Genomic DNA, 15,208 nt, shown 5'->3' with positions numbered 1-15,208 from the left:
GCAGTATCAAGTACTCTATAACCTTGATTAAGGGCATTTACTATAGCATGTACACCTTCAGATCCATTTAATTTGTATGTACCAAAACCAATTTGTGGCAATACTTGACCATCAAGCAAATTCAAATTTTTCATAAACTTATTCCTCCTATTTACTTTGTCAATGTTGATTATATAACTCAACATTATCTATTTAAAATAATTTGCCTACACAAAGTAAAATTAAAAGGGGAGACAAACAAAAAACGCAGTTATCAAATACATTAATTTGCACTGATAACTACGTTACTTACTAATTAAAATTATTTATTTAAAACGCCTGTTTCCTTTAAATATTCCTCATATGGAATTTCTTTAGAAACAGATCCTTCTGGATTTAAATCGATGACACGATTTGCAATCGTATTTATAAATTCAAAATCATATGATGTAAAGATAATTGAACCTTTAAATGATTTCAATCCATCATTCACCGCTGTGATACTTTCTAAATCTAAGTGGTTAGTAGGTTCATCAAGTAACAATACATTCGAACTTGATAACATCATTTTACTTAACATACAACGTACTTTTTCTCCACCAGATAAAACATCTGCTTTTTTCTTAACTTCTTCACCACTAAATAACATACGTCCTAAGAAGCCACGTAAGAAAGTTTCAGTCTGTTCATCTTCAGGTGCATATTGACGCAACCAATCAACTAAGTTCATATTTACGCCTTCGAAGTATTCAGAATTATCTTTTGGTAAGTAACTACGTGATGTTGTTACACCCCATCTAACAGAACCTTCGTCTGGTTCCATTTCTCCAGCTAATATTTTCAGTAAAGTTGTCTTAGCAATTTCACTATCACCAATTAATACCGCTTTGTCATTTGGATCCATTGTAAATGAAATATTGTCTAATACTTTCACACCATCTACAGTTTTAGATAGGTTTTCCACAAACAATAAATCATTACCGATTTCACGTTCAGGTGTGAAGTTAACAAATGGATAACGACGTGAAGAAGGTTGAATATCTTCTAATTCTATTTTTTCTAATTGTTTCTTACGACTTGTAGCTTGTTTTGATTTTGATGCATTGGCAGAAAATCGTGCTACGAAATCTTGTAGTTCTTTGATTTTTTCTTCTTTTTTCTTATTTTGATCTTGTGCCATTTTCATAGCTAATTGGCTAGATTGATACCAAAAATCATAGTTACCAACGTAGACTTTAATTTTACCATAATCTAAATCTGCAATATGAGTACATACATTATTTAAAAAGTGTCTATCATGCGAAACAACGATAACTGTATTTTCAAAATTAATTAAGAAATCTTCTAACCAGCTAATCGCAGGAATATCTAAGCCGTTTGTAGGCTCATCTAGTAACAACACATCTGGTTCACCAAATAAACTTTGCGCCAATAACACTTTTACTTTTTGATTATTTTCTAACTCAGACATCGTTTTATCTTGTAAGTCTGCTGAAATACCTAAACCAGAAAGTAGTGTGCCTGCATCAGCTTCAGCATTCCAACCATCCATTTCAGCAAATTCACCTTCTAATTCCGCAGCGCGGATACCATCTTCATCACTGAAATCTGGTTTCATATAAATTTCATCTTTTTCTTTCATCACTTGATATAAACGTTCATGTCCTTTAATAACAACATCTATTACACGTTCTTCTTCATATGCGAAGTGATCCTGTTTCAAAATAGCTAAACGTTCATTTTTCCCTAAAGATACATGTCCTGTTTGAGCATCTAACTCACCAGATAAAATCTTTAAAAAAGTGGATTTCCCAGCACCATTTGCGCCGATTAAGCCGTAACAATTGCCATCTGTAAATTTAATATTTACATCTTCAAATAATTTACGATCACCAAATCGTAAACTTACATCAGTAACTTGTAACATGTATTTACTCCTTTATTCGTTAATCTACCGGACAAATTATAACACAATTAACTTGGACTTTCGACCATTCTCGATGGAGTAATGCTTGTTTGTGTTATGCATGTTATAATAATATAGAATAAATTTATGTACGAAGGAGAAAAGTATGGCCAGAGACGAAAAAGATATTGTAGGCTCAATTGAGTTTTTAGAAGTAATCGGTTTAGAAGGATCTACTTATAAATTAAAAGGACCTAACGGCGAAGAAGTAAAGCTCAATCAATCTGAAATTCAAGATGATGATGAATTAGAAATCGGTGAAGAATATAGTTTCTTCATTTATCCAAATAGATCAGGAGATTTATTTGCCACACAAAACATGCCTGATATTACGACAGATAAGTATGATTTTGTAAAAGTATTAAAAACAGACAGAGATGGTGCACATGTTGACGTAGGTTTACCTCGTGAAGTATTAGTACCATGGGAAGATTTACCAAAAGTTAAAACTGTCTGGCCGACACAAGGTGACGAATTACTCGTTACATTAAGAATCGATAGAGAGAAAAATATGTTTGCACGTTTAGCATCAGAGACAATCGTCGAAAAAATGTATACGCCTGTACACGATGAATCATTACAAAATAAAATAATAGAAGCAAGACCATATCGTTTATTAAGAATCGGTAGTTTCCTATTATCAAAAGAAGGGCATAAAATTTTCGTTCACGAATCAGAACGTAAAGCTGAACCTCGCTTAGGCGAAAATGTCGAGGTGCGAATTATTGGTCACAATGACAATGGCGAACTTAATGGGTCATTTTTACCATTAGCTCATGAACGTTTAGATGATGACGGGCAACATATCTTCGACTTATTAGTTGAATACGATGGAGAATTACCGTTTTGGGATAAATCTAGTCCAGAAGCGATAAAGGAAGTGTTCAATATGAGCAAGGGTGCATTTAAACGCGCAATCGGACATTTATATAAACAAAAAATAATTAACATTGAAACAGGAAAGATCTCTTTAACTAAAAAGGGATGGAGTAGGGTAGAAGACTAAACCTCCCATAAAGAAGACAATATAATAGATAAATATATACATTCCCAACCGAAATATACTACAAATTTGTAGTGTGTTTCGGTTTTTTTGTTAAGATTTACTATTTGCGACGTAATCTCTGTAATATTGCTCACACCTAAAAAATGCATTACAAAACGCTAAATGACAGTATTTTCAAGTACATTTAAACACCTGAAATATTTCAATTATAAATTTTGTAAATAACATCAACATTTTCTTAACATATCTTTTACATTAAACTCATTTGTAATTAATAAATGATGTGTAGTATAGGGATTGTAAGAACTACATATAAAACACATATGGGTTATTTATCTATTAGGAGGATGTTTCAATGAAAAATTGGCAATTAGTTGGTACTACAGTAATTGGCGCTTCACTTTTATTAGGTGCTTGTGGTGGCGGTAATAGCGGCTCAGGCGAAGGTAAAGGTAGCGGGGAAGTTAAAGGCGATGGTTCGTCAACAGTAGGCCCTATCATTGAAAAATTAAATGAAAAATTTGCAAAAGATAATAAAGATGTAACTGTATCTAACGGTACAGCTGGTACTGGTGGAGGATTTGAAAAATTCATTTCGGGAAATACTGATTTCTCAAATGCTTCAAGACCAATAAAAGATGAAGAAAAGAAAAAATTAGAAGATAAAGGCATCAAATATGATGAATTCAAAATTGCACAAGATGGTGTAACAATTGCAGTAAATAAAGATAACGACTTTGTTAATGAATTAACTAAAGAACAATTAAAAGAAATTTATTCTGGTAAAGCAAAAACATGGAAAGATGTTAACTCTAAATGGCCAGATAAAGAAATCAAAGCATTTTCACCTGACCAATCTCACGGAACTTATGACTTCTTCACAGAAGAAATCATGGACAAAGGTGATATTAAAGCAGAGAAAAATGCTGATACTAACGTAATTGTTTCATCTGTTGAGAAAAACAAACAAGGTGTTGGCTACTTCGGTTATAACTTCTATCAACAAAACAAAGATAAATTGAAAGAAGTTAAAATTAAGGATGACAATGGTAAGTTAACTGAACCAACTAAGAAAACAATTCAAGATGGTTCTTATGCATTAAGTAGACCATTATTCATCTACACAAACGAGAAGAAATTAAAAGATAACAAAGGATTCCAAGATTTCATGAAATTTGTCATCGATGACAAAGGTAAATCAGCTGAAGATGCAGGATTCGTCGCTTTACCTAAGAAAGACTACAAAGAGCAACAAGATAAATTAGATGACATCATTGGTAAAGATAGTAAAAAAGAAGATAGCAAAAAAGAAGACAAATAAGTAATAAAACATATTTAAAGGTTGGGATTCTGGATTAGGGGTGACAAAGTGGTCTATGTACCACTTTGTCAATCCAATTCCTTGTTCAATACATCTAATAATTATAGCGTGTGCTGTTATGTTTTTACTAACGCTGAAATTAACGGATGTGAACATCCCAGCCTTTATTCATATTTGGGAGTTTAATAGAAAGAAGGGAAATTTATGGCAAATCAGAACCTTTCAGTAAGTGAAATGATCGCGAAAAATAATGCGAATAAAAAAAGAATAAGTAATAAACTAGTTCCAATTATCTTGGGAATTATTGCATTATTTTCAATCCTCACTACTGTCGGCATAATCGTAACATTACTAACTGAAACAATTACATTCTTCACACGAGTTCCAATTACAGATTTCTTATTCACAAAAGATTGGAACCCATTTTCTTCTAATCCAGAATATGGTATTTGGGCTCTAATCTTAGGAACATTAAAAATTACCTTTATCGCTACGATTGTTGCAGTACCAATTGGTTTAGGAGCAGCATTATATTTAAGTGAATATGCATCGCAACGTTCTAAAAAAATCATTAAACCAATCTTAGAAATACTGTCAGGTATTCCAACAATTGTATTTGGTTTCTTTGCATTAACATTTGTAACACCATTACTAAGATCAATTTTCCCAGAATTGGGTAGTTTTAACTCTATTAGTCCTGGAATTGTCGTTGGTGTAATGATTATTCCACTCATTTCAAGTATGAGTGAAGATGCTATGTCATCTGTACCTAATAAAATGCGTGAAGGTGCATTAGGGTTAGGGGCGACAAAATTTGAAGTTGCAACGAAGGTTGTATTACCGGCTGCCACTTCTGGTATCATGGCTTCAATTGTATTAGCAATCTCTCGTGCAATTGGAGAAACGATGATTGTATCACTTGCTGCAGGTAGTACACCAAATTCAACATTAGAGTTAACAGGTTCAATTCAGACAATGACTGGTTACATTGTTCAAGTTGCTACAGGTGATGCTACATTTGGTTCAGATATTTACTACAGTATCTATGCGGTTGGTTTCACATTGTTCTTGTTCACTCTTGTAATGAACTTAATATCTCAATGGATTACGAAACGCTTTAGAGAGGAGTATTAATATGGAACAAGTGAATAATAATTCAAAATCGTTAGTTAACCAAAATACAGTCGAGAAAAAACTATCTAGTCGATTAACAAAAAACAAAATTAATAAGTGGGCATTTTTCGGTTGTACGATGATTGGATTACTCGTATTGGCCGTCCTATTAATAGATACACTAATCAAAGGTGCAGGTCATTTAACACCTTCATTCTTTACTAATTTTTCATCTTCGACTCCGTCAATGGCAGGGGTTAAAGGTGCATTGATTGGTACGATTTGGTTGATGATTACAATTATTCCTATCTCAATTATTTTAGGAGTTGGTACAGCAATTTACTTGGAAGAGTATGCAAAGGATAATGCATTCACAAACTTTATTAAAGTTTGTATCGCTAACCTTGCAGGTGTACCGTCAGTTGTATTCGGTTTACTTGGTTTAACAATTTTTGTTAGAGGTATGGGCGTTGAGGCTTTAGCATTAAGTAACTCAGTACTTGCTGCAGCATTAACAATGTCACTATTAATCTTGCCAGTAATTATCGTTGCCAGCCAAGAAGCTATTAGATCCGTTCCAAATTCTGTTAGAGAAGCTTCTTATGGATTAGGTGGTAATAAATGGCAAACTATTCGCCGTGTTGTATTACCAGCTGCTATCCCTGGAATCTTAACTGGGTTTATCTTAGCGCTATCTCGTGCATTAGGTGAAACAGCACCGTTAATATTAATCGGTATACCAACCGTATTATTAAACTTACCGTCAAGCGTATTCGATCAATTCCAAGCACTACCAATGGCAATTTACAATTGGGCGAAATTACCTCAAGATGAGTTCCAAAATGTTGCTTCTGCAGGAATTATCGTCTTACTCATTATCTTATTATTAATGAATGCTATCGCTATATTCTTAAGAAATAAATACAGTAAAAAATATTAATCATAGAAAGACTAAAATGGGAAAATTGCAAAGATTTATCAATATTTGCAAACAGTCTGAATAAAAGGAGTTTTAATTATGACTAAAAATGATATTATCGAAGAAAAATCAGCACTAGATGCTCACACAGATCATGACGCAACGCCTGTGACTACAATCGAAGCTGAAAAGAAAGACAATAAAATTCCAGATAGCGAAAAGAAAATCGTGTACTCAACTAAAAATTTAGATTTATGGTATGGTGAAAATCATGCACTGAAAAATATTAATCTAGATATTTTAGAGAATAATGTAACAGCAATTATCGGTCCATCAGGTTGTGGTAAATCAACTTATATCAAGACATTAAACAGAATGGTAGAACTTGTTCCAACTGTTAAAACGGCTGGTAAAATCGTATACCGTGATCAAAACATTTTTGATGAAAAGTATTCAGTTGAAAAATTAAGAACTAATGTCGGAATGGTATTCCAACAACCTAATCCATTCCCTAAATCAATTTATGACAATATCACTTATGGGCCAAAGATTCACGGTATCAAAAATAAAAAGGTACTTGATGAAATCGTAGAAAAATCACTTCGTGGTGCAGCAATTTGGGACGAACTAAAAGATCGTTTAGATACAAATGCTTATAGCTTATCAGGTGGACAGCAACAACGTGTTTGTATTGCCAGAACATTAGCTATTGAACCAGACGTAATTTTAATGGATGAACCAACATCTGCATTAGACCCGATTTCAACATTGAAAGTTGAAGAGCTTGTTCAAGATTTAAAAGAAAAATATTCAATCATCATCGTGACACACAATATGCAACAAGCAGCTCGTGTTTCTGATAAAACTGCCTTCTTCTTAAATGGTTATGTAAATGAATATGATGACACTGATAAAATCTTCTCAAATCCATCAGATAAACAAACAGAAGATTATATCTCAGGTCGTTTTGGTTAATATGCCTATGGCCGTAATTAGACATAAATATGAAGGTCAACTCGAAGACCTAATCAAAGATTTACGTCGCTTAGGTATACAAGTGTATCGCCATATCGAATTTGCATTAAACTCTTTAAGTGAAGAAGATAGAAATTACGCGAGACAAATTATTGAAAAAGATAAAGAAATAAACCAACAAGAAACCAATATAAATGAAAAGGTAATCATGTTAATTTCAAAGCAACAACCTATTGCTTCTGATTTGAGATTGATGATGGCTTCATTGAAAAGTGCATCTGATTTAGAACGAATAGGTGATAATGCTGCAAGTATCGCTGAAATCAGATTACGTGCCAAAATTATCGATAATTACGTGTTAACACGTTTAAATACGATGGGGAAATTAGCATTATTAATGCTTAAAGATTTAGATGATGCTGCTAAAAGCAATGATACCACCCTAATCAAAGAAATCATTGAACGAGACGATGATATAGACGACTTATATAAAAACATAGTTAATACAACTTATTTAATTGATAACGATCCATTTGTATCAGGTCAAGCCCATCTTGCTGCGAGACACTTAGAACGAATAGGTGATCATATTTGTAATGTTGCAGAAAACATATACTTTTTTATCACTGGAAATAGGTACGAATCCTATAATAAATAATTTAAACACTATCATCCAATTTATAGAATATGATATTACCAATAACCAAATTTGAAATTCATATAAATAATCCTATGAAATATAACCTAATAAAAAGCAAGTAAATGATTTTTTGTTCATTTACTTGCTTTTTTATTATAGAAAAAAACCATACGCAATGCGTATGGTTCAGTATTTACAAAACCAGTAAATTGTAGCGCACTTGTTAGTGACGGGCACACATTAAGTCTATCTACGTATATTTTTATTTTATATAACTTTCGCAGTTAGTTAATTTATTGGTCAGTAGCTTCTATTTCATCAGTAAGTTGCTCTAATTCATTTACTAATTTACCTATATATTGAATTGTCGCTCTCAATGGTTGCTCGGTAGTAATATCTATACCCGCAATGCTAGCTAAATCAGCAGGGGACTTACTTCCTCCAGCGCGTAAAGTATCTAACCATTGCTCGACTGCAATCTGTCCTTCATTTTGTATTCGTTGCGACATAACAGTACCAATTGTTAGTCCAGCAGAATACGTATAAGAATAGAGACCCATATAATAGTGTGGTTGTCTCATCCAAGTCAATTCAGCACCTTCAGTTAACTTCACACTATCACCAAAGAATTGACTATAAACATCTCTCATTATTTCATTAAGTTGTGGTGCTGTAAGTGATTCACCTGCATCAACTTTATTATATACTTCACGTTGATATGCAGCTTCTAATAAATGTGTAACCATATTATGATAGTATGTTCTTGAAACGATTGAACCAATAACCCAACGTTTAAATTTCGGATCATCACTATGTTCAAATAGATAGTTTGCCATCAACATTTCATTCATAGTTGATGGGGCTTCAACAAAATACATAGACGCTTCAGATTCTAAATAATTTTGTTCTTGTTGGGCTAATGTGAAATGGCCAGCATGACCTAATTCATGAGCTAATACAAATGTTTCAGTCATTTTACCTGTCCAAGAGATAAACACATATGAGTGTGATGCATATGGACTTGCACAATAGGCACCCGTTTCTTTACCTTTATTTTGGGCAAAATCAATCCAACGATCCTCATATGCAGTTTCTACCATATTAAGGTAATCTTTACCTAACACATTCAACGCACCATAGATATAGCGCTTTGAATCTTCAATTGAAATCTCAGGCTCAAATTCAGGATCTATTGAGACCTTTAAATCTTCGAATTTCATTACATCTAGACCATGAACACGTTTGAGTAACTTAGCATATTTTTGCATAATAGGGGCTAAATCGCTCATAATAACATCAATTTGTCGGTCAAACATATCACGTGTGACTTCTTGGTCTTGCAATAAATAGTCTATAACCGAGTCATAACCACGTAAATCAGCTTCAATTTTTTCCTGTTGAACCTTCATATTATAAGTTGCAGCAGTCGTATGCTGATATTTTTTCAACGCCTCACTAAAATGTTTAAAGCTCTTTGTTCTAAATGACTCATCCGGATTGTCTTCATATTCATTTTCAAATGTTGCATAGTCTAATGGATATGACTGACCATTGTGTTCAAAGGATTCAAAATCAATATCTAACATTTTAGTAATACCATATAATTCATAAGCGCCATCCAATGTAGGGGATAAACTCGCTAAAGTTTTTTCCACTTCAGGTGCTAATTGATAACGTTGTCTATGCTTTAATTTAGTTAAATAATGAGGATATTTTGAAGTTGAAATAAGTTGAGCTAATTGATTACTATTAAGTTCTAAAATTTCTGATTCTACAAATGCTAACTCACTTGCAATCTTTCCATAACTTGTAGAAAGTTTCGAACTTAATGTTTGAGCTGTAGGATTTGTCGTATCAACACTTAGTCTTAATTCAGCAAAATTTGCCATTTTGTCTAGATTTATAAGTATGTTTGCATATTCATCTAATGCTGTTTCAATTAAATCTATGTCTGTTAAACGTCCACTGTAATTTTGATTAAACGCTTTAGCATCTGTTATAGTCTGTTCAATCATTTCATAAAATTGTTGATCTGATAAGAACAAATCTGTAGTGTCCCAAGTTTCATTTGTAGGGACTTCATTTCTAAAAGGTAATGCTTTACCCATGTTAACAACTCCTTTATCACTACGTTATATCATACATATTTCATTATACATGAATTTAATGTTTAAAATACAATGCGAGGCATTAATCAATTCGAATCAGATTAAAGGAACATGTAAGGCATTTTATTTATATAGAAGATTTTAATTCAGAAAATATATTAAAAATTATATTTGACCTAATAAATTGAATATTTTAATATAAAATCATACTACTGAAGTCTGAACAGTTATGAATAAAGATATAGTATACTTATAGATAATTAAGAAAGTAGAATCTTTAAAAATCAATCTAAGGAGTGCTCCAAATGACAATAATGGATATGCCTAATTTTTTATGGATTACAATTGGAGCTATGATAATATTAACTTTATTTTGTAATCTTGCTTTAAACAAATGGTTTGCACCTGCAATTATTACATTTATCGTCTTAGGTGTTGCAGCATTCTTAATTCCAAACTTCCAAGATATTACTTATGAACCATTACTTGGTTATGCAGCATTTCTGGCTATAGTCAGTTTGATTATTAGTTTTTTAATTTGGTATTTCACACGAGATTTTCGACGCAAACGTAAAGAGAAGAAAATGCAAAAAGCTATTGCTAAACGTGGGGGAATTCCACAAGAACATATGGAAAATTATAAACATTATAGAAAGCGATAAATAATAAAAACTACGGTAATCCTTATTATTGGGGATTACCGTAGTTTTTATTTAGTATAATTATTTTTTGTATGCTTGTTGTATATTGTTTAATTGTTCAATTGTTAAATTGATGCCACCTTCACCAAAGAACCATGCATTTGATTCAAAAGGGGTAACATCATTTTGTTTGATAGCTTTCACATTTTTTATTACAGGATTTTTCAACGCCTGAGGAATATGCTGTTTATCTTGCTTTAAATCTTTTGTTCTATCAATAACAAAAATTTTATCGGGGTTAAGTTTTTCAAGATATTCATTTGAAACTAATATACCACTTGAATTTGCTTTCATTTTCGGATCAGCATGTTTGATGTCTAAATCTTTGTTTAAAAAGCCTCCAAATCTACCACTATCTGCAAATGCTTTAATTCCTTTATCATCTACATTTAAGAACAGTACACGATCATTGTTTATACTCTTTTTAGTTTCATTAACTTTATCATCTAATTTTGAAATTAATTTATCTGTCTGTTGCTCTTTATTAAAGATCTTCCCAATATTTTGTGTATTATGCTTAATAGATTTTATGTAATTATCATTATCTGGACTTACAAATACTATTTTGGCTTTAGGAGCAGCTTTTTTCATTTCATCTAGCGTCTTAGTATGTGCCTGTCTAAATGAAGCAAATATTACATCTGGTTTTGCTTTAGCTAAAGCATCATAATCTGGTTGACCTGGATTACCTAAATTTGTATACTTTTTATCTTTAAACTCATTCAAGCTCTTAGGTAAAAAAGATGCACCTTGACCTTTAGAAATTGCTACGATTTTATTTTGTAATTTCAATGATTTCATAATATCTAAAGCACCATAATCCATAACTGCAACACGTTTAGGATTTACAGGAACTTTAATGTTTTCTGTTTTCATTTTCCCACGATTATGATCTTTATTTTTATCTTTAAATTCATAAGTTTGTTTAATACTAACTGTTTTTTGATCTTTTTCTGCTTTTTCATTCGAATTGGAACCACAGGCTGCTAACATCACAGCAAAACATAAAACTACAAACAATATTTTCTTCATTACTTTATCCTCCTTATAATAGCTTTTATTATATCCTAATTGAAAAGTGTTATCAATTAGATTTTTAAAAACTTAGTTTTATACTATTACTTTGATTGCAGAATAATTCACTTTTTGCAGAAAGTATGGAAAATATAACAAACCAATGATAATAACTACATTAATAAGTACAAACTAACAATCATAGGAGATAAATGTATATCAAAACTTTAACTATTACTGAATGTAAAATAATAGTTAAATAAAGGACAATCAATAAAATATACTTGCTTATAGCAGGTTAACATAGATGCTAGTGATTTATTATTCAAAATTTACAGGATTGTTCAAATACAAACATATGGAATTGAATAGCATTTTGACTTTATAGATAAAAGTCTTAAAAGAATGTAGCTTGAACAAGATTCTTATTAGAATTATCACCAAATTAAATAATATGAATAACTTTATTAGTTAAATGACTCGAATTTGAATTTATAAAATGTGATGAATTAGATTTATAAACATTAACAAGCTAAATTATATTTATTGAATTTAGTAACTGAAATCAAGTCTTAAATAATAACATAATTTCAACTATAGAAAGCAACCAATAATTAATGAACAGGATTATCTATAATTTTAAAAATTGAAATCTATTAATGATATGAAAGACGTTGATGCAAATTAACAGTACGATAGATGAAATAGGGTTATAATGCTCACTTTTCAATCACTGTACATAACTTCCTATAATATATATTATGTAAACTAAAAACAAAATTTCAAAGTAAGCCATCTGAATCACTGTTCACTAGTTATATTTAATGTGATTTCATGTTTAATATATTAAACATTTATAACTGCTCATACATGTTGCTTATTATTACTGAACGATTTATCGTCCTTATAAACTTACAACGATCTAATCCATATATTGCGAATTAACTCGCAATCTCAAAAATTTTACGCCACAACATTCTAATTTTAAAGATTTAATTATATCCATAATACTCAGACAACCAAATGCATTATTGCTCATCATGCTATATGTGATTCTAGATTACATTCAACGTACAATGACACGTAAAATTAATTTTCGATGCTCAGAAATTGCAATCTCAGCGTCGTAATATCGAACACGAAACATGCTGCTAGATATATCCATATACAGCTGACATTTATATAATATATAAATAACATGATGAAACAATCCTTAGTTGATTGGTTTTAAATTAAAAATTAACTACTATAAGTTTACATAACATATTTATAGTTACTTATATTTTATAGTTGCATTTACATTATATATGTTTATACTGTTATTATTAACTTAGGAGTGACTAAAATGAGTCAAAACAATCGAATCAAATGGCCAAGTTTAGTTGTTGGTGTGATTTTCCTGATTATAGCAGTTTTTATCATGAGTTTTCCTCAAGAAAATCTCTTCATTATTACTTGGCTAATTGGACTATTATTTATAATCAATGGCTTTATGGAGCTTGTGATGAGCGTTAATATGAGGAAACATACAAATCAAAATTCCGTATTCATAATGTTAACTGCTATTATTAATATTATTATCGGTATTGTCATTATTCTTAATATTGTTACGAGTACCACATTTATCATTTATCTATTTGCTGTTTGGTTTATTATTCATGCAGTTTTAGCTATATTTACAGTTACACAGCTCGAGAGATCAAATCGTTTATTACACACGATTTCCATTTTTATTAATATTTTAGAAATAATTTTGGGGATACTTTTATTATTTAATCCTATAATTGCAGCTGTGCTTGTATCATTTGTACTTGCGTTCGTATTTGTGATTATTGGTATCTCACAAATTATTATCGCATTATCATAATAACTTAATTTTAAAAACCACATTGTAAGACAAAAGCGTTTATTGAAATACATTTATTTCAATAAACGCCTTTTTAAAGATAGTTCGGTAGTTATAATGACACTATTTCGTTAGCAAATTTGTTAGAACTAATCATACGCAATAATCGAGCCATTTCATTGCAAAAACAAAAATTATAAAAATAAATTTTACTATAAAAATATTATAATGTAATGATATTGCAATATAATATTTCGATTGATATACTAAAAATGTGGAAGACATCGAGTATCAACAACTAAGATTATTCCACACAATTTAGTATACTTGTTATATTAGATTGCCATCCTAATATAACTAATATTTTCATTTAAAAATGAAAGACAGCAACCTGAATTTTGCTCATACATAATCAGGTTGCTGTTTTATTTTTGCTATTTTTTCACTTTTTTACGTACATTATTTAATGTATTAAACAGCCAATATTTCGTCTTCTTAATCGGCTTATAGAAGTCACCAATCAACTCTTCAATTTGTACATTAAAACCTCGTTTAAATCTATATACACCGTAATCCTCACTATTTTCAGTGAAATCACCTGATAATCCATAGAAATTATAACGTGCATAGCCATGTTCAAAGCAATAATTCATCATAAACCAATGCATCATATAAGGTCCCATATATTGATTATATTTCGTTGATGATCCACCAGAGAAATAGTTAACTTCATAGGCATTTGCAAAGTAAACACCAGATGCTAGGTTTAATATCGAACCGTCTGTTTGACGTAATTCACTTGCTTGTAACAATTCTTTCTTGTCATGTTCAATTTGTTTATCTAGTTCAGCAATTTTCTTTAACTGCTTATCATTTTTATTTTCCTTTTGCATGATTTGATCTCTACGTGATTCTTTATCATTAATGGCTTCTTGAGTGCTATTAATATATTCATCTAAATCAATATACGCTAACGGCACCAATGCTTTGTCACCATAATTATCAATAAAATTATAGAAATATTCATCTGTTTTCGATACAAATCCAGTACGCTCTTCTGTTTCTCTATATAAATCCAAGAATATACCGAACTCGTCACGTGATAACATACGTACCTTTACGCCATAATTAATCGCTTTATTAATATTACGCTTTCTTTGGCTATCAAATTGTTTTTTCAAGCTAGCAGGCGTTTCATTTTCAAGGTTTAGTACACCCATCCATCTCACTTGGCTTGAAGTATCGTATTTTGTAGTGAAGCCATGATGCGTATAGCCATGTGATTTAAACAGATTAACCAACGCGTCATTTTCATTATATTCTGGCAAAGGATTAATATCTTTATCATAGACATTATAAATCCAATACGGGTCCATTTTCACATATAAACAATTGTTTTGTTGTAAATATGTATCTAATTCACGCAAATAGAAATCCACTAAACCTAAATCGTTATAATCCATGACCGGACCACGGTTTGAATAATAAACATAGCTACCCATTGTGGGAATTTTAGAGAAAAGACTAGCAGCAATAACTTGATTATCGTCATCTTTTAAGCCTAATAATACAACTTGAAATCCATCTTCTTCTCTCGTCGCAATATTTTCTTTCACTTGA

At 31.1% G+C, this 15,208-nt stretch carries 12 protein-coding genes and 1 pseudogene; 8 read left to right on the top strand and 5 right to left on the bottom strand.

Going from position 1 to position 15,208, the window contains the following annotated elements; all coding sequences use genetic code 11:
- Both ACF91D_RS28435 and ACF91D_RS28430 read right to left on the bottom strand, forming a co-directional pair.
- Nucleotides 1–134 (bottom strand): annotated as a pseudogene (locus ACF91D_RS28435) (aldo/keto reductase); the annotation flags it as partial.
- A 167-nt stretch (nt 135–301) separates the two neighbouring features.
- A complete protein-coding gene (locus tag ACF91D_RS28430) occupies nt 302–1,906 on the bottom strand; it encodes an ABC-F family ATP-binding cassette domain-containing protein (RefSeq protein ID WP_042738725.1) in 1,605 nt (534 codons plus the stop codon).
- 145 nt (nt 1,907–2,051) lie between these two features.
- Between ACF91D_RS28430 and cvfB the strand changes: the two genes are divergently transcribed.
- The 6 genes from cvfB (at nt 2,052) to phoU (ending at nt 7,937) form a co-directional block, all read left to right on the top strand.
- Nucleotides 2,052–2,951: an RNA-binding virulence regulatory protein CvfB gene (cvfB, locus tag ACF91D_RS28425; RefSeq protein WP_042738726.1), complete on the top strand. Its 900-nt coding sequence runs from the start codon at nt 2,052–2,054 to the stop codon at nt 2,949–2,951.
- A gap of 355 nt (nt 2,952–3,306) precedes the next feature.
- Nucleotides 3,307–4,272: a PstS family phosphate ABC transporter substrate-binding protein gene (locus ACF91D_RS28420; RefSeq protein WP_107589389.1), complete on the top strand. Its 966-nt coding sequence runs from the start codon at nt 3,307–3,309 to the stop codon at nt 4,270–4,272.
- Between the two features lie 204 nt (nt 4,273–4,476).
- Nucleotides 4,477–5,406 (top strand): phosphate ABC transporter permease subunit PstC, encoded by a 930-nt coding sequence (pstC, locus tag ACF91D_RS28415; RefSeq protein ID WP_392438157.1) that lies wholly within the window; start codon nt 4,477–4,479, stop codon nt 5,404–5,406.
- Nucleotide 5,407: 1 nt separating this feature from the next.
- The gene (gene pstA / locus ACF91D_RS28410; protein ID WP_042738729.1) at nt 5,408–6,325 is read left to right on the top strand and encodes a phosphate ABC transporter permease PstA; all 918 of its coding nucleotides are present in this window, start codon (nt 5,408–5,410) and stop codon (nt 6,323–6,325) included.
- 78 nt (nt 6,326–6,403) lie between these two features.
- Entirely contained in the window at nt 6,404–7,279 is an 876-nt protein-coding gene (gene pstB / locus ACF91D_RS28405) for a phosphate ABC transporter ATP-binding protein PstB (RefSeq protein WP_107527742.1), read from the top strand.
- Between the two features lie 7 nt (nt 7,280–7,286).
- Nucleotides 7,287–7,937 (top strand): phosphate signaling complex protein PhoU, encoded by a 651-nt coding sequence (gene phoU / locus ACF91D_RS28400; RefSeq protein ID WP_392438158.1) that lies wholly within the window; start codon nt 7,287–7,289, stop codon nt 7,935–7,937.
- Between the two features lie 275 nt (nt 7,938–8,212).
- Here phoU and pepF read toward each other — a convergent pair whose 3' ends face one another.
- Nucleotides 8,213–10,027 carry an oligoendopeptidase F gene (pepF, locus tag ACF91D_RS28395; protein ID WP_107527741.1) on the bottom strand — a complete coding sequence of 605 codons (1,815 nt, stop codon included), beginning with the start codon at nt 10,025–10,027 and terminating at the stop codon, nt 8,213–8,215.
- A 305-nt stretch (nt 10,028–10,332) separates the two neighbouring features.
- Between pepF and ACF91D_RS28390 the strand changes: the two genes are divergently transcribed.
- The gene (locus ACF91D_RS28390) at nt 10,333–10,689 is read left to right on the top strand and encodes a hypothetical protein (protein WP_107528143.1); all 357 of its coding nucleotides are present in this window, start codon (nt 10,333–10,335) and stop codon (nt 10,687–10,689) included.
- 60 nt (nt 10,690–10,749) lie between these two features.
- Here ACF91D_RS28390 and ACF91D_RS28385 read toward each other — a convergent pair whose 3' ends face one another.
- Entirely contained in the window at nt 10,750–11,760 is a 1,011-nt protein-coding gene (locus ACF91D_RS28385; RefSeq protein WP_107528117.1) for a siderophore ABC transporter substrate-binding protein, read from the bottom strand.
- A 1,327-nt stretch (nt 11,761–13,087) separates the two neighbouring features.
- Here ACF91D_RS28385 and ACF91D_RS28380 point away from each other — a divergent pair.
- Nucleotides 13,088–13,609 (top strand): DUF308 domain-containing protein, encoded by a 522-nt coding sequence (locus tag ACF91D_RS28380; protein ID WP_107528105.1) that lies wholly within the window; start codon nt 13,088–13,090, stop codon nt 13,607–13,609.
- A 413-nt stretch (nt 13,610–14,022) separates the two neighbouring features.
- Here the strand turns inward: ACF91D_RS28380 and ACF91D_RS28375 are convergent.
- Nucleotides 14,023–15,208, bottom strand: a 1,186-nt coding sequence (locus tag ACF91D_RS28375; RefSeq protein ID WP_392438155.1) for an aminoacyltransferase, incomplete at its 5' end; no start/stop codon positions are given.

This window comes from Staphylococcus sp. 231237_7MaSpsaltlick, from assembly GCF_043107035.1.
Note: the sequence above shows the minus strand (reverse complement) of the source record. Positions and strands in the feature narration are given on the sequence as shown.